A 20,096-nucleotide genomic window follows, 5' to 3' on the forward strand; every position below is an offset into this window, starting at 1 on the left:
TGTTAATTGCTATTATTATTTTCTTTGTTTGTTAATGGTTTTACCTGAGGTTCGTTAAAATTAATCATAGGAACAACCTGATTGTTTTGCGGTGGATTTTGTAAAGCTTTTTTTCTCGGATCTAAAAATTCTACCATTAAACGAGATTCCTTATCTTCTATATAAACTGTAAAAGTTGCCAAACCTTTATTATAAGCACTAAATTCTAAAATCAGTCTTGCTCTATCAATATGTGGATTGGTATAATCAGGTATTAAAGTTTGAGTTACCCAATCTAAATTTCTTCTTAAACTCATCACAAATTGACGCGGATATTTGCGAAATTTCGAATGTACGATGATATTAGTATTATCAAACAAAGTCCAATAAAAATCAAAATTTTGCACCTTATCTTCATAGCCTATTTCTTTAATCTGCACACTAGCTCTCTCATCTTTTTTAAGTATAAATTTATAAGTATAATCAAAAGTTGGTTCAGATGCTAAAACATTGCTAAAAATAAAAAAAATACAAATTAAACAAGGGCTTATTTTAAACAATTTTAGCCTTCGTGTCCTAAAATTTTTGCGCCTAATTCTATATAAATATCATTTTGCCTTTCTTCTATAAAATCACCATTTTCTAATATGAAATTTTTTACATCCATTTCTGTTAAACCTTGTTTTTCTAAAAGTTCTACCATGGCAATATGATCAGCAAAAAATTCCTCAAAAACTTTTTCTAAGGCTCCTAAATTTCCATTTTGTATAATTTCTATAAATTTTTCTTTTGGAGTTTTATTAAACATTTCATCAAAAAAATCCATTAATTTTCCTTGAAAATATAAGTTTTTGATTATAAAATTTTAATCGTTAAAAGTAGCTAAATTAAAATAATTAAAATTTAAATTTTATTTGTAATATGTAAAATTTTAGAAGTTAAATTCCGCATGGTGCGGAATTTATTATGAATGTGGTTTTGCTTGAGTGGCGTATTTTACACCCAAATCAAAAGCTTTAGCATTTGCGTCACGAGTTTTTACAGGAACCATATGAAGCATAGTTTCCTTTAAAACATCTAAATCTATACATTTGCTCATATAAGCAGCAATTGCAAGTGCTACAACTGATTGAGTAGCCACATTTCCTACCTCATCTTTAGCTATGGTAATAATAGGAATTTCAAAAATTTGCCATTTTTTATAATCTTCACTTTCAGGATGTACCAAATTTGGCTCTACAACTATGATGCCTCCTTCTTTTACACCGCCACGAAAACCTTTATAGCCCTTATCTGCAGTCGAAAGCATAAAGTCTATCTCCCCTTCTACAGCATAAGGAAATAAAATTTCTTTATCATCAATGATAATATCCACCTTAGTAGGGCCACCACGCACTTGTGAAGTATAAGTTGAAGCCTTAAAAGCTTGGCGACCTTCTTTAATGGCTGCTTCTGCTAAAATTTCTCCTGCGGTGATAACACCTTGTCCGCCTTCACCGCCAAATCTTAATTGATATTTCATTTTAAAGCTCCTAAATCCACCATTCTTTTTTCTTTGGCTGCACGACGTACTTCTTCATAAGCGTGGCAGTATTCTGGCTGAGAATTATCTTCATGTAAAATTCCTGTTGGAAATTTATCTTTTCTTTCTTCAAAATCCATGCTTTCAAATTTAGCTTTATCCACAACGCGATTTTTAATCCAATCAAGCATAGCTACAGCTTCGCCCATTTTGTTTTTTCTACCTAGATTGATATGACAATTTGAAAAAACATCTACAAAACTATAACCCTTATGCGCTAGAGCCTTATAAATTAAATTTTCAAGCTTATTAGCTTCGATCACATTACCCCTTGCCACAAAAGAAGCTCCTGCAGCTTTAGTTAATTCACACGCATCAAAATTAGGGTCAATATTTCCAAATTGAGCTGTTACTGTATAAAAACCTTTTGGAGTGGTTGGGCTTGTTTGTGAATTCGTAAGTCCATAGATAAAATTATTGATCACAATGTGGGTTAAATCAATATTTCTACGACAACCATGTATGGTATGATTTCCACCAATTGCCAAAGTATCCCCATCTCCACTTACTACAATAACATGTTTACTAGGATTGGCTAATTTAATACCTGTTGCATAGGCTATTGCCCTACCATGAGTTGTATGAACTGTATTGCAATTTACATAAGAACTCATTCTACCACTACAACCTATACCCGAAACAAGACAAACATCATCCATATTCCAACCAAGTTTTTCTATTGCACGGATAATACATTTTAAAACAACGCCATCACCACATCCCCAGCACCACTGAGTAGGCATTTTATCTACTCTTAGATATTCATCATAATTAAAAGCCATTTATATATTCTCCTTTACCTTAGCAATAATTTCACTTGGAGTGATAGGACGACCATTTGCACGGTGCAAGCTAATAAAATCGCGACGCGAAGTTACTCTTTCAATCTCTTCAAGATATTGTCCCATATTAAGCTCGCTTACCATTACTTTTTTAAATTTGCTTACAACTTCAGCGATTTTTTTCTCAGCCACTGGATAAAGAGTAATTGGACGGAAAAGTCCCACTTTAATCCCTTGCTCTCTTAATCTTTGTATAGCTTCTTTTGCTGAACGACTTACGCTTCCATAAGCAATGATTAAAAATTCAGCATCATTAAGCATATACTCTTCATAAGCACAAATATCTTCTTGATTGTTTTTTATTTTACCTATGAGTCTTTCCATATTTTTTTTCACTATAACTCCATCTTCAGTTGGAAAACCTATATCTCCATGATGAAGTCCTGTAACATGATAACGATAACCTGTAAAGAAAGGATTTAAAGTTGCAGGCTCATTTTCTCCTGCTGCATAAGGTTTATAATCCTTTTTGTCTCCTTCAAATTTTTTACGGTTATACACTTTAATATCTTTTAAATCAGGTAAAACCGCTTTACCATTCATGTGCCCTACAGTTTCATCCATAAGTAAAAATACTGGAGTCATATATTTTTCAGCTAAATTAAACGCTCTAATGGTTTCTGTATAAGCTTCTTCAAGACTTGCAGGAGCAATAGCAATGCTTGCAAAATCCCCATGAGTTGGTGCTTTAGCTTGAAACAAATCTCCTTGTGCTACACGAGTTGGAAGACCTGTCGAAGGACCACCTCTCATAACATTTACAATCACAAGTGGAATTTCAGCAATAAATGCAAGTCCTATTTGCTCCGCTTTTAAAGAAATTCCTGGACCGCTACTTGCAGTCATGGATTTTACTCCACTCATTGCCGCACCAATAGCCACGCTAATACCTGAAATTTCATCTTCCATTTGTATAAAAGTTCCATCATTTGCAGGAAGCATATGGCTTAATTCATGAGCTATCTCACTACTAGGAGTAATAGGATAACCTCCAAAAAATTTACATCCACAATCAATCGCAGCTTTGGCGATTAAAACATTACCTGTTGCTATAACTTCTCTCATTATTTTTCCTATGCTAATTTTTTGTATTTGTTATTTTTTACGGCTACAGCTCTATCTTTAGCCTCAGCAGTAAGTTTGGCAAATTTAAATTCATCTCTTTTTGCCACCATAATAGCAAAATCAGGGCAATGTGTCTCACACTCAGTACAGCCTATACAGGATTCAGGGTGTACCACCTCTATCATTTGTCCCAAAACCGCATGCACATCATCACGCATAGCTAAAACCCCAGCAGGGCAATAGCTAACACAAATATTACATGCTTTACATCTATGCTCATCTACCCAAACAGGGGTATCTTTTGGAGCTGTCATACTCATGTTTTTCCTTTATCAACCTAATATTTTTTGAATTTCTTCACCAATTAAAGCCGGAGAATCCACCACATGAATTCCATAACTTTTCAAAGCTTCTTTTTTAGCTGCAGCGCTTTCATCAGCACTTCCTACTATGGCACCTGCATGTCCCATTCTTTTGCCTTTAGGAGCAGTTGCACCTGCAATGAATGCTACCACAGGTTTGCTAATATTTTCTTTAATAAATTTAGCCGCTTCCACTTCCAAACTACCACCAATTTCACCTATCATTACAATAGCTTTAGTTTCATCATCTTTTTGGAATTCACTTAAAAGTTCTTTATAAGCAAGACCTATGATAGGATCACCACCAATTCCTACTGCAGTAGAAATTCCATAACCACCTTGAACTACCTGATTAGCAGCTTCATAAGTTAAAGTTCCACTTTTTGAAATAAGCCCCACGCAACCTTTTTTAAAAATAAAACCTGGCATAATACCTAACTTACATTCTTCAGAAGTGATAATACCTGGACAATTTGGTCCAATGATTTTCATACCCTTTTTATTAGCATATTGCTTAGCAAACATCATATCTTTTACAGGCGTATGCTCGGTGATTACAACTGCAAGCTTAATACCCGCATCAGCTGCTTCAATCACGCTATCACCCACAGCAAAAGCAGGTACAAAGATCAAGCTCACATCAGCCTTTGTTGCTTTAACCGCATCTGCAACGGTATCAAAAACTGGTTTACCTAAATGAGTTTGTCCGCCTTTATGAGGTGTGACACCTCCAACTATATTTGTACCATAAGCCATGCATTGCTCAGCGTGAAAAGTTGCTTCTTTACCTGTAAAACCTTGAACTATTACTTTTGTATTTTTATTAACCAATATACTCATTTTCTATCCTTATCCTACTAAACTTTTTACAAGCTCTGCACCGTTTTTAAGATTGGTTGCTGCTTTGATATTTTTAAGATTTGAATTATCTAAAATTGTCTTTGCTTCTGCTGCGTTAGTGCCATCAAGACGCACTACAATTGGAATATTTACCTCAACATTCTTAGTAGCTTCTAAAATTCCATTTGCTATCCTATCACAACGAACAATACCACCAAAGATATTGATAAATATAACTTTTACATTCTTATCTCTTAAAATGATTTCAAAAGCCTTTGCAACAGTTTCAGGAGAAGCTCCCCCACCTACATCTAAGAAATTTGCAGGTTTTGCACCACTATAATTAATAATATCCATAGTTGCCATTGCTAGACCCGCACCATTTACCATACAAGCTACATCTCCATCTAGTTTCACATAGCTTAAGCCAAATTCAGCCGCTTCTCTTTCAGCAGGATTTTCTTCAGTAATATCTCTAAGTTCAGCAATTTCAGGATGACGATAAAGCGCACTATCATCAAAACTGCATTTTGCATCAAGGGCATAAAAATCCCCTTCTGCAGTTTTAATTAAAGGATTGATTTCAAGCATATTCATATCTTTATCCATGTAAAGCTTATAAAGTTTAGCTATCATAGAAATGAGTTTTTTGCCTTCATCTTTATCAAGTCCTAAAACTCTCGCTACTTCAAGTCCATGAAACATTTTAAAACCAATTTGTGGATCAATGCCTACTTTTGCAATTTTTTCAGGACTTTCTTTGGCTACTTTTTCTATATCCATCCCTCCTTCACTTGAAGCGATAATGGTAATTTGCTCTGCCATTCTATTAAATAAAATAGCCAAATAATACTCTTTTACTATATTAGCGCCACTTTCTATATAAAGTTTTTGCACGAGCTTACCTTCAGGTCCTGTTTGATGAGTTACTAAATTCATTCCTAAAATTTTACTTGCGTAATCTTTTACCTCATCTAAATTCTTAGCGATTTTAACACCACCACCAAGACCACGGCCTCCTGCATGAATTTGAGCTTTAACTGCCCAAACACTACCGCCTAATTCTTTAGCATTAGCCACAGCTTCATCTACGTTAAATGCAACTTTTCCCTTTAAGGTAGGGATGCCATTGTCTGTAAAAATTGCTTTTGCTTGATACTCATGTATGTTCATTTATTCTCCTTTATATTGATATTTGATTAAAGATTTTTCTAATTTGTCTTTTTCTTGCAAACTAAGATCCATTTTCATGATTTCAATCACACCTTCAAGTCCTAATCTTGCCATTACTCCTAAGGCTTTGTTTTGCACTCCAAATTCTCCATGTAAAATCACACTCATGGGTAAAAACTCGCCACTTCTTATGGACTCAAGCATTCTTATGCAAGCACTAGCAGGGGCTAAATAAGCTGAAGTTTTAAGATGTTTGATTACTTTAGCTCCACCTGTTTTTACTTCATTTTCTAAATCATCAAATTCTTCTTCATTTAAAAATTCGCTTATATTTTTATTTTTAACACTTGCGTAAGATTTTACCAAAACCATATCATCATTATGAAAACCAATAAGTCTTGTATCCACGCTTGACATTTTGACATTAAGTTTTTTGGCAAGCTCATACTTAAATCTTGCATTGTCTAAAACTCCCGCCATGGCTATAATTTTCTTTGATGAAAAAATTCCGCTTTCATAAAGAGTATTAAGTAGAAAATCCACAGGATTAGTTAAAATAATAAAAAGCGGATCTTCTGTAAAATCTTTAATTTTTTTAGCGCAATCAAGCATAATGCTTGTATTCAACTGAAGCAATTCTTCTCTACTTTGCCCATCTTTTCTAGCAAAACCTGCACTAAAAAGCACTATATCTGAATTTTTGGTATGAGTATAATCTTGAGTGCAAAGTAAATCTATATTTAAATTTAAAGCAGCTATGCTTTGAGTAAGTTCTAGTTCTTTTGCATAAAGTAAATCCTCATTGATATCTACTAAAACAATTTCATTTGCTATTTCTCTTAAAATCAAAGCATAAGCTACGCTTGAGCCCACATTACCAGCCCCTATAACAGTAATTTTCATCTTTGTCCTATTTTTTCTAAAATAGCGTTAAAAGTTGCACTTGGACGCATGATTTTATTTGCTTTTTCATCATCAAATTTATAATATCCACCCAAATCCACTTTCACACCTTGTGCATCATTAAATTCGGCTCTGATTTTTTCTTCATTAGAAGAAAGCTCTAGGGCAATATCTTTAAAAAAGCTTTGAAGCTCCATATCACTTGCTTGTCTTGCTAAATGATTTGCAAAATACATTGCTAAGTAAAAATGACTTGTTCTATTGTCATCTTCTTTAACTTTTCTTGATGGAGCTTTATTATTTTCAAGCCATTCGCCTATAGCCTCATCAAGACATTCTGCTAAAACCTTAGCTTTATGATTGCTACACTTATTTGCATAAAATTCCAAACTTGCTTGCAAAGCCAAAAATTCACCCAAACTATCCCAACGCAGATGATTTTCTTCGACTAATTGTTCTACTTGTTTAGGTGCTGAACCCCCTGCTCCTGTTTCAAACATAGCTCCACCCTTTAACATAGGCACAACAGAAAGCATTTTTGCACTTGTTCCAAGCTCTAAAATAGGAAAAAGATCGGTTAAATAATCCCTTAAAACATTACCCGTGATAGAAATAACATCTTTACCTTCTCGGATTAACTCTAAACTTCTTAAACAAGCTTCTTTTGGAGCTAAAATGGCTATATTTCTACCCTTTTCTTTTAAACGATTTTGTACCAAAGTTATCATGATTTTATTGCTAGCTCTTTTGCTATCTAACCAAAAAATAGCTTCGGCTCCACTAAGTTCTGATCTTTCTATACCTAAATCAATCCAATTTAGCACCGCATCAAATTTAGCCTGATTGACTCTATAAATATCACCTTTTCTAACCTTATGCTCTAATAAAACTTTACCGTTAGAAACTATTTTAAAAGCTCCTTCTTCTTTAGCCACAAAGGTTTTATCGTGCGAGCCATATTCTTGAGCCTTTTTAGCCATTAAACCTACATTAGATACACTGCCAAGTTTTGAAGGATTTAAAGTACCATTTTTATGCAAATCTTCAATAACCGCCTCATAAATAGTTGCGTAAGTTTGATCAGGAATTACGGCATTTGTGTCCTTTTCCTTACCTTCCTTATCCCACAATCTTGCGCCATTTTTAAGCATTGCAGGCATAGAAGCATCAACGATAACATCGCTTGGAACATGAAGATTTGTGATGCCTTTATCTGAATTTACCATAGAAATATCTGCAGATTTAGCTAAAATTTCATTGTATTTTTTTAAAATTTCATCTTTTTTGCTTGAATTTTCGATCTTACTTAAAAGCTCACTTAAACCATTATTTGGATTAATACCTAATTTTTCAAATTCATCTTGAAATTCGATAAATAATTCTTTAAAAAATACTTTTACCGCATAGCCAAAAAGTATAGGATCACTTACTTTCATCATTGTAGCTTTTAAATGCAAAGAAAAAAGCACATCATCATCTTTGCTTGCTTTAATTTCTTTTGTATAAAATTCCTGAAGTTTTTGCACATCCATAAAAGTAGCGTCTAAAATTTCATTTTTTTCAAGTTTTAAGCCCTCTTTTAAAATTTCATTTTTACCATCAACGCTTGTAAATTCTATATTAGCCACACAATCTTGATCGATTAAAACCGCTTTTTCATTAGAGAAAAAATCCCCTTCTTTCATGTAAGAAACACGAGTTTTTGAGTTTGGATTAAACTCAACCACACGATAAGGATTGTTTTTTGCATAGTCTTTTACCGCTTTTGTTGAACGACGATCTGAATTTCCTTGTCTTAATACAGGATTAACCGCTGAACCTAAAACTTTTTGATATTTTGTTTTAATTTGCAATTCTTCATCATTTTTTGGCTCATCTGGGTAATTTGGTAACATGTAACCCTTATCTTGCAATTCTTTAATCGCCGCCTTAAGCTGAGGAATAGAAGCTGAAATATTTGGGGTTTTAATAAGATTTGCATCCGATCTTTTGACAAGCTCGCCTAAAAGCTCTAAAGCATCTTCACATCTTTGCTCCTCTTTTAAATACTCACTAAAAGTAGCTAAAATCCTTCCAGATAAAGAAATATCCGAGGTTTTTACTCCTATATACGCCCTACTTAAAAAAGCTTTCACTATAGGCAAAAACGAATAAGTCGCAAGAGCTGGGGACTCATCTGTTAAGGTATAAGTAATTTGCATTTTTAGTCCTTTAAAAACTTATTTTTATTTTCATTTTTAAGTATATTACAAATAAAAAAAAATGCAAGAGTAAGTTTAAAGTTTGTTTTAGTTTTCAAACAAACTTTAAATATTTTTAATTAAGTAAATTAGCAGGAAGTTGTATGATATTTTTAATAAGATTAAAAGGGGTTTTTAGGGTATCTGTTAAAATTTCGGTATGAAATTTAGGGTCATCTATACTTCCATCTATTTTTAAGTTTGTGCTAATTTCTTGATTTTTACCTAAAATTACATAATTTAAAATTGGAACCTTGGATATAGCTTCTGAAGCTGATTTTAAAGTTTTAAGCTCTAAACTAAAATCCACTGTATTTAATCTTAAATTTGCTGATCCTAAACCATATATATCTACACTATCGCCGTTTAAATTAATAGCTGAAACACTTAAAAGATCTTTTTTTCTATTAAAAATAATCTTTCCATCATGTAGGCTTAAACCTTTTTGATTAAAAGTTGGAGATTTAAACATCAATAAACTTGGTACAGTATCAATAAAGGAAATAAGCTGATTTACACCTTTTAAATCCTTCACATAAGTGTTTTTAAAATCGATCTGTCCGTCAAAATACTCCAATCCACTTCCTTTTATACTTAAGTTAAACACTCCATCTTGAACAGCTTGTTTTTGTAAAAACTCATTTAAATAATTATCATCAATATTGCTAACGTTTAAATTTAAATCATTAGAAGAATAATAAAGATCAAATTTTGCATTTCCTCTAGAACCTTTAAGATCCAAAGCATTGCCTTTTAAATCAGCCTCTACCTTATCAAAAGCCAAAGTTTTATTAGAATCTGGCAAAATTAAAGCTACATTTGCTCCACCAAAACTAATATTTTGGGTATTAGTAGAAATATCAAATGTTGAATTTGAAGAGTTGGAACCTTTTCTATAAATATAACTTAAATTTTTCAAATGAATTTCTTTATTATCAGAACTTATTTTAGCACTTGCTGTATCACTTTGAGTATGAATTTCCATAATGCCCTTATTTTTTACAATATCAAAGCTATCATTTTCATAAGGAGTTTGACCGTTAATAAGTAAATTATTTTTAAAATAAGCATCATTAACGCTTGCATTAAAATCTTCAAAATTTAAAGTTTTATAATAAACATTTTTAGCATCGATAAACCCAAACTTTTTAAGCAATGGAGAAAATGAAAATAAAATCTTAGGATTACTAAGATTAGCCTCAAGTCCATCTTTAAAATTTAAAATCAAATTCCACTGAGGAATGCTAATGTTAACATTTTGCGAATAATCTAATTTTACTTCTACATTTTGATTTTTTAAATCTAAAAGCTCCCCATTGTCAAAATAAAGCCTTGAAATCTGAGTATTGAAATTTCCTTGCTGTTTTTGCAAGTCAAATTTAGCATTAAAATCAGCTTTTAAAAAGCCATTTTCAACACTAGCATTTTCTATATTTAAATTATTTTGATTTAATTTTACAAATGCTTTTGTAATATTAAAATCAGCCAAAGAAATACTAGCATTCTCTAAAGCTAAAATACCACTATAAGAAATTTCACCCTTATCATGAAAATCAATTTTAAGCTCTAAATCACTTTTAATTTTTCCGCTTTTTTGATAAAAAGGTAATGAAAAATGATAATCTTCCAAAGCTTTAGCAAGTTTTTCATCAAATTTTAGATTATTAGACTTAATGCGCAAATAAATCCCAGCTTTTTTTTCATCAAATAAATCATATAGATAAACCTTACTAGAACTTAAATCAGCACCATTATAGAAAGCTTTATTAAAGACAAAATCAAACTTTTGTTTGTTTAAATTTAAATCGAGTTTTGGAATTTCAATAGCATTCATTTTATCATCCAAGCGAACTTTGACATTATTAACATAACCTGATGCGCTAATATTGTCTAAATAATAATTATTTTTAGTAAAATCTATAAAGCCCTGCAAATAATCTAAATGATAAAATTCTCCCTTAGCCCTATATGCCATCCAAAGATTTAAACTCTGTGGAAGTTCTATTCTTTTATTAACTCTTTTAAAAATTTCCGTAATATTTCTAATATTTAAATCTTCTATTTTATAAGCTAAATTTTTATCTTTGTAAGAGATGCTTGCGTTAAAGTCAAGCAATTCTCCACTTGCTCTACCTTGAAAATAATAAAACTCGCTCTTAGTATTGATACTTAAATTTCCATCAATATTTAAATCATAATCTTTTAATAAAAGTTTTTTAATACCAGCTATAAGTTCTTTATTTTGACGCTGTAATGTTAATTTTAAAAACAATAAATCATTATCTATAAAAAATTCATTATCTTTAAATAAAATACGCACATGATTATCTTTTATATTTAAATTTTGTATATCAATCTCTTCAACAAAAGTATATAGATATTTTAAATTTTTTGTTATTTTTAAAATCTCTGTTGAAGCATTATCAGAAGAGTGAGTTTGTGATGAAATTTCGGAATTTTGAGTCTCATTTATAGTGATATTTTTTGCTCGTACAATTAATTTTTTATCTAATTTAATATATAATTGTTCTAATTTTAAAAAATCAAATTGGATACTAGAGATGACAATCCCATTTTTAAGCACTATAAACAAAGCTAATATAAGCACAACAAAAAATACAACAATATATAAAATTTTCTTTTTCATACGCAACTTCTTTTTGATATTTATTTTGGGGATTTTTTATTATCTAACTCAGCCTTTAAAAAGCAATTCTGTGGTATTTATTCCCCAAGGTTCAATTTCTCAAATTATAACATATTTAAAGCAAAATAAATATCAGATGAGTAGTATTGATAAATATATTTTATTTTTTTTAGGACACCCTCAATCAGGCTGGATCAACATAGGTACAAAAGATTTAAATAGAGCTGAATTTCTACATAAACTCACTATTGCTAAAGCAGCACTTCAAACCATTACTCTTATCCCAGGGGAAACAAGTGTAATCTTTTTAGAACAAGCAGCCAAACAACTTGAACTTGATAAAGATATACTTTTAAAAGAATTTCAAGCTCAAGCTCCTTATGATGAAGGAGTTTTTTTACCAGAAACTTATAAAATTCCAAAAGGCATTACGGAAAATCTACTCATTCAAATGCTTTTAAACCATGCTGAAATTTCCAATAAAAAAACTTCTGAGAAAATTTTTGGGGATTATAATCCAAAAAAATGGCACCAATATATCATCATCGCTTCTGTAATACAAAAAGAAGCTGCTAACGAAAATGAAATGCCTATAGTTGCAAGCGTAATTTACAATCGACTTAAAAAAGGTATGAAGCTTCAAATGGATGGAACTTTAAATTATGGAATTTACTCCCATGTAAAAGTTACCCCACAAAGAATAAGACAAGATAATAGTTCTTATAATACCTATAAATTTACAGGATTGCCTAAAGAAGCGGTTTGTAATGTTTCTTTAGCTGCTATTCGCGCAGCTATTTTTCCTTTAAAGACAGATTATTTATATTTTGTGCGTGATAAAAATACTGGAGTTCATATTTTTAGCACAAATATAGATGATCACAATAAAGCCATAAATTTACAAAAAGGAAAATAATTTTGATATTTTTATACAAAATAGTTAAATTGGAACAGTATTTGCTTGCTAATATTAAAAATTATAAAAAGGATAAAAAATGATCAACCCATTTAAATCAAAAGAACTAGTTACTGGTGCTTTAGCGGGTAGAAATCTAAGAAATCAACTCATCAATGCCAATCTTGCAAATGTTGATACTCCTTTTTATAAAGCAAGAGATATTGAATTTGAAACAGCTTTGGTAAGTCGTGCAAATGAAATTTTTAAAAAAAATGATAATAAAGAATTGCAATTAGCTGTAACTGAAGAAGGACATCAAAAACCTTGGAAATTTCCAGATCCTAGTAAATCTACTATTTACTTAAGAGACGGACATTTAGCAAGAAATGATGCAAATACTGTTGATCTAGATGTGGAAACCACAGAAATGAGTAAAAATACAGTTATGATAACAGCTCTTGATGGAGTTTTAAGAAGACAAAGCAATATCTTTAGTTCTATACTTGATGCAAGCTCTAAATTAAGTTAAAGGTAAATTATGGCATACTTAAGTGATTTTGATATTAGTGGTTATGGTTTAAGTGCTCAACGTTTTAGAATGAATGTTATTAGCTCTAATATAGCTAATGCAAACACTACAAGAACAGCTGAGGGTGGGCCTTATAGAAGACGCGAAGTGATCTTTAAAGCAACAGATTTTGATAAGCTTTTAAATGAGCAAATTAACAAAGATAATAATTTTTTAAAATATGAAAATCCTTTAAATGATCCAAGTTCGCCAGAAGAAGCTAAACCTGCTATTCAAAGTGTTGTAGTGGATAAAGTGGTCAGAGATGACAAAGATTTTCGCATGAAGTATGATCCAAGCCATCCTGATGCAAATGCTGAAGGTTATGTAGCGTATCCAAATGTAAATCCTGTTATTGAAATGGCAGATTTGATTGAAGCTACAAGAGCTTATCAAGCGAATGTAAGTGCTTTTACAAGTGCAAAAACTATAGCTCAAAGTGCGATTGATTTATTAAGAGGATAATAAAAAATGAACAATATTAATGATTTAAGATTAAATAATAATATTTCAAATACCAACAAAAGTCAAAATTCCACAGGAATTGGTGATGAATTTGCCAAGATGCTTAAAAATGAAATCGATGATTTAAATAAAGCACAAGAAAGTGGAGAAGCTGCAATGACAGACATTGCCACAGGACAAGTAAAAGATCTGCATCAAGCAGCTATAGCTATCACTAAAGCTGAAAGCAGTATGAAATTTATGCTAGAAGTAAGAAATAAAGCGATCAGTGCTTATAAAGAAATCACAAGAACTCAAATTTAAACCCTAATGCAAGAATATAAAAAAAATAGGGTTTCAAAAGTTGCCTTTGCCTACTGCATGGCACTTTTGTTTATGATTATTTTTATCAGCTCTACTTTTTTTCTTACATCAAAACGTCATATACCTAACACTGAAAAAGATCAATACGCTCTTGCTCTAAGAGGATCGATTATAACTAAAGATAATTTTACTATCACAAGTTCTAAACAAATTTATCGCGCTGAAATTGATCTTAGAAGTATTAACAAAGATAAATTTGATCTATTTTTAAAGCTTTTTCAAATTTATAGTGGGATAAGTAACGATCAAGTAGCAGATATTAAAAAAAGAATGCAAAATCAAAAAAAACGTTCTTATAATTTTGTTCTTTTACAAAACTTAGATTCCAAGCAAGCAAGCTACCTTAAAGACCTTGCTAAAAAACTTTATATACAAGGCTTTTTCAAAGCTTTTACAAATAATTCTGGAAGAGTTGAAACAAGAGGATTAAATATCATCGAACATGAAGAAGATAGAATTTACATGTCAAAAGATTCTTTTACTCCTATTATCGGTTATACTAAAATGATATTAGATCCAGAAAGTGGAATTTTAAAAAATATAGGAGTTAAAGGTTTAGAAAAATACTACGATGAATGTCTAAGTCCTGTTCAAAATGAAAAAATTCAAGGACTTAAAGATATAGGTGGAAATATTATTTTAAATCTAAATTCACTACAACAAAAAAAGATCAATGGTTGTGATTTATATTTAAATCTTTCTTTGAAACTACAAAAAAGCATAGAAAAAGCCATAGATCAAAGAAATGAGGATTTAAAAGCCAATGAAATCATCGTTGGGGTAATGGAAAGCAAAACAGGAAGAATTTTAGCTTTAGCAAGCTCAAGGCGCTATGACCCGCAAAATCGTGGAAAAGATCTATCAGTTCTTAATGCAAGTGCTATAGAATACGGCTATGAAGCAGGTTCTGTTATAAAACCTTTTATCTTTACAACAGCCTTAAGACTTGGTAAAATAAAAATGGATGAAGTAATTAATACTTATGGCGGTTCTTATAAGCTAGGACGTTTCACCATCAAAGACGATCACAAAATGGACAAAATGACTATGGAGGAAGTTATAAGATATTCTTCAAATATAGGCATGATACAAATTGCTAAAAGACTTAACAATATAGAAATCGTATCAGGACTTAAAATATTTAAATTTGGCGAAAAAAGTGGTATTGACCTACCCTATGAACAAAAAGGAGAAATTCCAAATCCTAAGCGCTTAAGAGATATAGAAAAATCTGTTTTAAGTTATGGTTATGGACTTAAAACAACCTTTATACAACTCCTTGCAGCTTATAATGTTTTCAACAATGATGGGTTTTATATCACACCGCGTTTAGCTGAAAAATTCTATCAAAATGGACGCTTTACAAATCTTGATAATGATGTAAAAAAAGAAAAAATTCTTTCTAGCGAAGCCACTAAAACGATGCAAAATGTTCTTATAAATGTTATAGAAAAAGGAACAGGAAAAAAGGCAATTACACAAGGTATTATTGCAGGAGGTAAAACAGGAACGGCAAGAATAGCCGAAAGACAAGGTTACACCTCAAATCGCTACAATGCATCCTTTTTTGGTTTTGCAAATGATTTAAATCACGCCTATACCATAGGAGTTCTCGTAAGACATCCTACTAAACCCTATAGTTATTATGCTGCACAAAGTGCTTTGCCTATGTTTAAAGATGTTGTTGATATTTTAATCAATGAAGAATTTCTAACGCCTATACAAGACAATAACCAAACTAACACAAACAACTAGTTTGATACATCTTTAGAAAATATCACCTCAACAGCACCTATAAGTTCTTCAGCAATCTTAGCAGCAAAAGTTGTATCATTAAGTATTGAAATTCCTTCAGCTGTTGTGATTTTTCTTACTGAAATAAGATGTTCAACATTGCTCAAGGTTAAAGTATCGATTTCTTTTAAAATTTCTTTTCCTTTTTGAAGATTTTTAATAATCAAATAAAGCTTTTCACGATCTTCAACCACTCTAAGCTCTTCGATACTTCTTAAAAGCTCTCCTAAATTCGATCTAATTTTATTATACTCTAAAGCCAAAAATTCATTAGAAGAACTAGAATATTTCTTAATATTTGCTTGGATAATTTTTAAATTTTTAGTTGTTTCGACTAAATTTTTAGCTGCCATCTTAAAGGTAAAAATTTTATGATTCTTTGTTTCATCGTTAATATAAACTTGTGCTTTAGTTGAAAAATCAATAATAGCTTCAAAAAGAACCTTTATCCTAGTTTGATACAAATAGTCCAAATCCACATTTTTACTAAACCACCTTTTATTTTCTAAAATTTCTTTAAAACTTTTATCACTTTGTATATCTTTACGACTAAAACCTATAGCATGAGCAACAATTGCATAGGTATTGTTATAAAGATGCTCGCTTTCTTTCCTTAAAGCTTCGATGGCTGTGTCACTAAACTTAACCAAACTACTATCAAGATATAAAGGCTTGTCTTTATTCTTATCTTTAGGAGCTTTTACTATCTTATTTAAAAAAAGAACAATTTGAGGAGTAAAGAATGAAAAAAGCACAACACCAATTAAATTAAACAAAGTGTGAAATAATGCTACTTTCAAAGCTATATCTTCTATGTTTAATATAATGGATAAAAAATTAAGAAAATGTATAAAATAAGGAAAAATAAGCACTATTAAAAAAGCTATACCAAAATTAAAAATACAATTTGCAAACGCTAATTTCTTTCCTTCAATATTGGTACTTAAAGAAGCTAAAACAGCCGTTACAACCCCTCCAACACTAGTACCTAAATTTGCTGCTAAGGAATTTTCCAAACTGATTTGTCCAGCAAGTAAAGCAGCAACAATAATAGCCATTGTAGCTGTGCTTGATTGTATAACTCCTGTAAGCAAAGCACCTAATCCTAAAAAAACAAAAACTCCTTTAAAACCAGCAAAATCAAAGCGAGAAAGATCAATTATATGTTTAAAATTTTCAAAACCACTTTTAATATAATCCACACCCAAAAAGAAAAATCCTATACCAATAAAAATATTACCCAAACCCTTTAATACACTATCTTTTTGAAAGAAAAATAATACTCCAATAATCAAAAGTGGGATAGCTAACATTGAAATTTTAATATTTGTCAAACCAACAATCAGCCAAGAACTTGCCGTATTTCCTAAATTTGCTCCAAAAATAATCCCTATGCCCGCACCTAAAGAAATAAGCCCTGCACTCAAAAAAGAAATCGTAATAATAGAAACTAAAGTTGAAGATTGCATAATTAAAGTACTTAAAGTACCAAAAAGTATACTTTTTATCTTTGTATCAGTTGACTTTGCTAAAATTTTTTCAAGCAAACCACCACTAAAAGCTTTAAAACCTATACCTAAATTAGTCATTCCAATAAGAAGTATTGCCACTCCTGCTAAAAGATTGGCAAGCTCGTCATAACGAATTAAAATAAAAATCAGAACTAAAGCAAAAATGCTCCATGAAATAAATTTAAAATATTTTAAAGAATTTCTTTCCTCTTGCAATACCTAACCTTTTAATTTTTCAAATTCATTCATCAGAAATTCCCTCAAATTTTCAGCTTCTTCTTCGCCTTTTTCTAGATACTCAAGCAATAAATTTTCTAATTCTTTTAAAAAAGAAAAAAGTTCATTTTGCCAAATACTATCGTTTTTATTACTCAAATTCATGGTTTGTATGAAAGTCAGCTCCCTGCTTAAATCCCCAATTTTTTCTAAAAATTCATCTTTTTGATAAGAAATTTTTAATGCTAAATTAGTATTTTGGATATTTTCTTTAAATTCTCTGATTTTTTCATCGATTAAATCACAAAATTTCGGATAAATATCCATTTTAATAGGCTCTAAAAGAGTTCGCTCATCTATATTTAAAGTAAGCTTTTTAACAGCAAAATAAAGAGCTAAAAAAGACAAAGCTGCTATGAGTAAATAAATTCCTAGCATTAATAACCCTTAAGGGCTAGCATGCCACCATCTAAATTAATGCTTTCAAGTCCCAATTTTTCGGCTATAAATTCAGCTGCAACCATGCTTCTATGACCACTACGACAAATAAAAGCAAGTTTTTTATTTTCATCTCTTTTACTTTGAAATTCATCTAAAAATTTAGCATTTAAAAGCCCTTTATTATCATATAAAGCCACACATTGCGCATTAGGTAAAATGCCTTCTTCCCATTCTAAAGGAGTGCGCACATCAAAAATTTGATATGCGTTTAAATCTTGCTTTGTCCAAAGACTTGCAGGGATATTTTCTATCATGAAAAAGCCTTGTTGATGATTTTTGTAAGGCTTGCATTAAATTCAGCAGGATTATCCACGCCCATACCTTCGCTTAGTTTTGCCATATTTAAAACTAGGGTTGCTATATCTGCGCTAAAGGTTTCGTTGTTTTTAAGACCTGTAAAAATAGCGTGTTTTGGATTGATTTCTAAAATAGGTTTGAAATTTTGTTCTTGACCCATTTGTTTTAAGAGTTGTTGCATAGCAAAATCAGGTTTATTTTTATCATAAACTATACAACTTGGGCTATCTTTTAAACGACTGGTTAGTCTTACATCTTCAACTTGATCTTTTAGAAGTTCTTTAAATTTAGCTACAAGTGGAGCAAAAGTATTTTTTTCTTCATCGCTTAGTTCATTTTTATCTTCTACTTGATTGATGGCTACAAATTTCAAACCTTCAAATTCTAGCATAGGAGTTACTAAAGAATCAATCTCATCGTCCATGAGTAAAACTTCTATATTTTTTTGTTTATACTCTTCAAGTAAAGGAGAAGTTCTTAATAAACTTTCATTATTTCCTGCTATATAAAAAATTTCCTTTTGTTCGCCTTGAAGGTCATTTTTATACTCCTCTAAAGAGCGTAAATTTTCACCTTTAGTGCTTTTATAAAGCATGAGTTTTAAAAGACCATCTTTTTCTCCACCAAAACCATAAAGTCCTTCTTTTAATACCTTGCCAAAGGTTTTAAAGAAAGATAAGTATTTTTCTTTATCATTGTTTTTTAGTTTTTCAAGTTCACCTAAAATCTTTTTAACGCTAGCTTCTTTAACACCTTTTAAAATTTGATTTTCTTGTAAAATTTCACGGCTTACATTAAGCGGCAAATCTTCTACATCGATAATCCCACGCACAAAACGCAAATAAGTTGGTAAAAGTTCTTTATCGTCATCACTGATAAATACGCGTTTTACATAAAGTTTTAAGCCACTTTGATAATCCACACGGAATAAATCAAAAGGTGCATTTTGTGGTATGAAAAATAAAGAATTGTATTCTAATTTTCCTTCGCTTTTAGTGTGAAGATAAAGTAAAGGTTTGTTTGAATCATGAAAATTTTGCTCATAAAATCTTTCATAATCTTCTGCTTTAAGGCTTGATTTTTGCATTCTCCATAAAGCATTGGCTTTATTGATTTGAGAAATTTTAAGTTCAGTTTTCCCTTCTTCTTCGCCTTCTTTAGCAGGAGTAAATTCTTCTTTTTCCATGAAAATTGGAAATTGAATATGATTAGAATATTTTTCAATAATGCTTTCGATTTTATAAGTATTAGCAAACTCATCATCTTTTAAATATAAAGTAATGCTTGTTCCTTGTTCTTCTTTGTTTGCGTCATCAATCTCATAACCATTTGCATCAGAACTCCAAAGATAAGCTTTATCATCTAAAGCTTTTTTACTTAAAACTTCGATTTTACTAGCCACCATAAAAGCAGAATAAAAACCTACTCCGAATTGTCCTATGAGTTGAGAATCTTTTTTAGCATCACCGCTCAAATTTTCTAAAAAGCTTTTAGTACCGCTTTTTGCTATGGTTCCAAGGTTGTTGATAAGATCATCTTTATCCATACCTATACCATTATCACTAATGCTTAAAGTTTTTTTATCTTTGTCAATTTTGATTTCAATTTTAGGTTCGAATTTTAAGCTTTTATATTTATCATCACTTACGCTCAAAAAATTAAGCTTATCTAAAGCGTCGCTTGCGTTTGAAATAAGTTCTCTTAAAAAAATTTCTTTATTAGAATATAAAGAGTGTATCATAAGCTGTAAAAGCTGATTTACTTCGGTTTGAAATTGCATTTTAATCTCCTTTGTAATTTTTTAAAGTGGTATTTTAGCAAAAAATACAAATTCTAAAGTAAATTTAAAG

General features: G+C 30.9%; 20 protein-coding genes. 5 read left to right on the forward strand and 15 right to left on the reverse strand.

Annotated elements, in window-relative coordinates; translation table 11 throughout:
* Positions 1 to 2: 2 nt before the first annotated feature.
* The 11 genes from AJN64_RS01720 to AJN64_RS01770 all read right to left on the reverse strand — a co-directional run bounded on the left by AJN64_RS01720 (position 3) and on the right by AJN64_RS01770 (position 11,633).
* Positions 3 to 539 carry a hypothetical protein gene (locus AJN64_RS01720; protein ID WP_002870948.1) on the reverse strand — a complete coding sequence of 179 codons (537 nt, stop codon included), beginning with the start codon at positions 537 to 539 and terminating at the stop codon, positions 3 to 5.
* 2 nt (positions 540 to 541) lie between these two features.
* Positions 542 to 805, reverse strand: coding sequence for a DUF2018 family protein (locus AJN64_RS01725; RefSeq protein WP_002854834.1), 264 nt, complete (start codon positions 803 to 805; stop codon positions 542 to 544).
* Between the two features lie 138 nt (positions 806 to 943).
* The gene (locus AJN64_RS01730; protein ID WP_070292584.1) at positions 944 to 1,501 is read right to left on the reverse strand and encodes a 2-oxoacid:acceptor oxidoreductase family protein; all 558 of its coding nucleotides are present in this window, start codon (positions 1,499 to 1,501) and stop codon (positions 944 to 946) included.
* Positions 1,498 to 2,343: a 2-oxoglutarate ferredoxin oxidoreductase subunit beta gene (locus AJN64_RS01735; protein ID WP_002854895.1), complete on the reverse strand. Its 846-nt coding sequence runs from the start codon at positions 2,341 to 2,343 to the stop codon at positions 1,498 to 1,500. Before AJN64_RS01735 ends, AJN64_RS01730 begins: the two co-directional genes overlap by 4 nt.
* Positions 2,344 to 3,468, reverse strand: coding sequence for a 2-oxoglutarate synthase subunit alpha (locus tag AJN64_RS01740; RefSeq protein WP_002921590.1), 1,125 nt, complete (start codon positions 3,466 to 3,468; stop codon positions 2,344 to 2,346).
* A gap of 8 nt (positions 3,469 to 3,476) precedes the next feature.
* Positions 3,477 to 3,788, reverse strand: a complete 312-nt coding sequence (locus tag AJN64_RS01745) for a 4Fe-4S binding protein (protein WP_002854819.1) — start codon at positions 3,786 to 3,788, stop codon at positions 3,477 to 3,479.
* 12 nt (positions 3,789 to 3,800) lie between these two features.
* Entirely contained in the window at positions 3,801 to 4,670 is an 870-nt protein-coding gene (gene sucD / locus AJN64_RS01750; RefSeq protein ID WP_002855278.1) for a succinate--CoA ligase subunit alpha, read from the reverse strand.
* Between the two features lie 9 nt (positions 4,671 to 4,679).
* Positions 4,680 to 5,843: an ADP-forming succinate--CoA ligase subunit beta gene (gene sucC / locus AJN64_RS01755; RefSeq protein WP_070292585.1), complete on the reverse strand. Its 1,164-nt coding sequence runs from the start codon at positions 5,841 to 5,843 to the stop codon at positions 4,680 to 4,682.
* A complete protein-coding gene (locus AJN64_RS01760; protein WP_070292586.1) occupies positions 5,844 to 6,746 on the reverse strand; it encodes a malate dehydrogenase in 903 nt (300 codons plus the stop codon).
* The gene (locus tag AJN64_RS01765) at positions 6,743 to 8,947 is read right to left on the reverse strand and encodes an NADP-dependent isocitrate dehydrogenase (RefSeq protein ID WP_070292587.1); all 2,205 of its coding nucleotides are present in this window, start codon (positions 8,945 to 8,947) and stop codon (positions 6,743 to 6,745) included. The genes AJN64_RS01760 and AJN64_RS01765 overlap by 4 nt, the downstream gene beginning before the upstream one ends.
* Positions 8,948 to 9,062: 115 nt before the next feature.
* Positions 9,063 to 11,633, reverse strand: coding sequence for a DUF3971 domain-containing protein (locus AJN64_RS01770; RefSeq protein ID WP_070292588.1), 2,571 nt, complete (start codon positions 11,631 to 11,633; stop codon positions 9,063 to 9,065).
* Between AJN64_RS01770 and mltG the strand changes: the two genes are divergently transcribed.
* The 5 genes from mltG (at position 11,548) to AJN64_RS01795 (ending at position 15,682) form a co-directional block, all read left to right on the forward strand.
* Positions 11,548 to 12,549 (forward strand): endolytic transglycosylase MltG, encoded by a 1,002-nt coding sequence (mltG, locus tag AJN64_RS01775; RefSeq protein WP_053872539.1) that lies wholly within the window; start codon positions 11,548 to 11,550, stop codon positions 12,547 to 12,549. The genes AJN64_RS01770 and mltG overlap by 86 nt on opposite strands.
* Before the next feature lie 79 nt (positions 12,550 to 12,628).
* Positions 12,629 to 13,060, forward strand: coding sequence for a flagellar basal body rod protein FlgB (gene flgB / locus AJN64_RS01780; RefSeq protein WP_053872540.1), 432 nt, complete (start codon positions 12,629 to 12,631; stop codon positions 13,058 to 13,060).
* Positions 13,061 to 13,069: 9 nt separating this feature from the next.
* Positions 13,070 to 13,564 (forward strand): flagellar basal body rod protein FlgC, encoded by a 495-nt coding sequence (gene flgC, locus AJN64_RS01785; RefSeq protein WP_002855235.1) that lies wholly within the window; start codon positions 13,070 to 13,072, stop codon positions 13,562 to 13,564.
* A 6-nt stretch (positions 13,565 to 13,570) separates the two neighbouring features.
* The gene (gene fliE, locus AJN64_RS01790) at positions 13,571 to 13,867 is read left to right on the forward strand and encodes a flagellar hook-basal body complex protein FliE (protein ID WP_002856884.1); all 297 of its coding nucleotides are present in this window, start codon (positions 13,571 to 13,573) and stop codon (positions 13,865 to 13,867) included.
* Positions 13,868 to 13,873: 6 nt separating this feature from the next.
* On the forward strand, positions 13,874 to 15,682 hold the full coding sequence (locus tag AJN64_RS01795; protein ID WP_053872541.1) for a peptidoglycan D,D-transpeptidase FtsI family protein: 1,809 nt from the start codon (positions 13,874 to 13,876) through the stop codon (positions 15,680 to 15,682).
* Here AJN64_RS01795 and AJN64_RS01800 read toward each other — a convergent pair.
* From AJN64_RS01800 to htpG, 4 genes are read right to left on the reverse strand one after another with little or no spacing between them, the layout of a single operon-like run.
* Entirely contained in the window at positions 15,679 to 17,448 is a 1,770-nt protein-coding gene (locus AJN64_RS01800; RefSeq protein WP_070292589.1) for a Na/Pi cotransporter family protein, read from the reverse strand. The two genes, AJN64_RS01795 and AJN64_RS01800, sit on opposite strands and share 4 nt — an antisense overlap.
* Positions 17,449 to 17,451: 3 nt before the next feature.
* On the reverse strand, positions 17,452 to 17,886 hold the full coding sequence (locus AJN64_RS01805) for a hypothetical protein (RefSeq protein ID WP_070248437.1): 435 nt from the start codon (positions 17,884 to 17,886) through the stop codon (positions 17,452 to 17,454).
* Positions 17,886 to 18,203: a rhodanese-like domain-containing protein gene (locus AJN64_RS01810; RefSeq protein ID WP_002861250.1), complete on the reverse strand. Its 318-nt coding sequence runs from the start codon at positions 18,201 to 18,203 to the stop codon at positions 17,886 to 17,888. Before AJN64_RS01810 ends, AJN64_RS01805 begins: the two co-directional genes overlap by 1 nt.
* On the reverse strand, positions 18,200 to 20,026 hold the full coding sequence (gene htpG / locus AJN64_RS01815; RefSeq protein WP_002921604.1) for a molecular chaperone HtpG: 1,827 nt from the start codon (positions 20,024 to 20,026) through the stop codon (positions 18,200 to 18,202). Before htpG ends, AJN64_RS01810 begins: the two co-directional genes overlap by 4 nt.
* Positions 20,027 to 20,096: the final 70 nt, after the last annotated feature.

It is taken from the genome of Campylobacter sp. BCW_4332 (genome assembly GCF_001763175.1).
Classification (GTDB): Bacteria; Campylobacterota; Campylobacteria; order Campylobacterales; family Campylobacteraceae; genus Campylobacter_D; species Campylobacter_D jejuni.

Coding starts and splice junctions, on each gene's coding strand:
- AJN64_RS01805 (WP_070248437.1), bottom strand. CDS start 17,886: ATGCTAGGAATTTATTTACTCATAGCAGCTTTGTCTTTTTTAGCTCTT.
- sucC (WP_070292585.1), bottom strand. CDS start 5,843: ATGAACATACATGAGTATCAAGCAAAAGCAATTTTTACAGACAATGGC.
- AJN64_RS01730 (WP_070292584.1), bottom strand. CDS start 1,501: ATGAAATATCAATTAAGATTTGGCGGTGAAGGCGGACAAGGTGTTATC.
- AJN64_RS01735 (WP_002854895.1), bottom strand. CDS start 2,343: ATGGCTTTTAATTATGATGAATATCTAAGAGTAGATAAAATGCCTACT.
- sucD (WP_002855278.1), bottom strand. CDS start 4,670: ATGAGTATATTGGTTAATAAAAATACAAAAGTAATAGTTCAAGGTTTT.
- AJN64_RS01770 (WP_070292588.1), bottom strand. CDS start 11,633: ATGAAAAAGAAAATTTTATATATTGTTGTATTTTTTGTTGTGCTTATA.
- AJN64_RS01745 (WP_002854819.1), bottom strand. CDS start 3,788: ATGAGTATGACAGCTCCAAAAGATACCCCTGTTTGGGTAGATGAGCAT.
- mltG (WP_053872539.1), top strand. CDS start 11,548: ATGACAATCCCATTTTTAAGCACTATAAACAAAGCTAATATAAGCACA.
- AJN64_RS01795 (WP_053872541.1), top strand. CDS start 13,874: ATGCAAGAATATAAAAAAAATAGGGTTTCAAAAGTTGCCTTTGCCTAC.
- fliE (WP_002856884.1), top strand. CDS start 13,571: ATGAACAATATTAATGATTTAAGATTAAATAATAATATTTCAAATACC.
- AJN64_RS01740 (WP_002921590.1), bottom strand. CDS start 3,468: ATGAGAGAAGTTATAGCAACAGGTAATGTTTTAATCGCCAAAGCTGCG.
- AJN64_RS01760 (WP_070292586.1), bottom strand. CDS start 6,746: ATGAAAATTACTGTTATAGGGGCTGGTAATGTGGGCTCAAGCGTAGCT.
- AJN64_RS01810 (WP_002861250.1), bottom strand. CDS start 18,203: ATGATAGAAAATATCCCTGCAAGTCTTTGGACAAAGCAAGATTTAAAC.
- AJN64_RS01725 (WP_002854834.1), bottom strand. CDS start 805: ATGGATTTTTTTGATGAAATGTTTAATAAAACTCCAAAAGAAAAATTT.
- htpG (WP_002921604.1), bottom strand. CDS start 20,026: ATGCAATTTCAAACCGAAGTAAATCAGCTTTTACAGCTTATGATACAC.
- flgC (WP_002855235.1), top strand. CDS start 13,070: ATGGCATACTTAAGTGATTTTGATATTAGTGGTTATGGTTTAAGTGCT.
- AJN64_RS01765 (WP_070292587.1), bottom strand. CDS start 8,947: ATGCAAATTACTTATACCTTAACAGATGAGTCCCCAGCTCTTGCGACT.
- flgB (WP_053872540.1), top strand. CDS start 12,629: ATGATCAACCCATTTAAATCAAAAGAACTAGTTACTGGTGCTTTAGCG.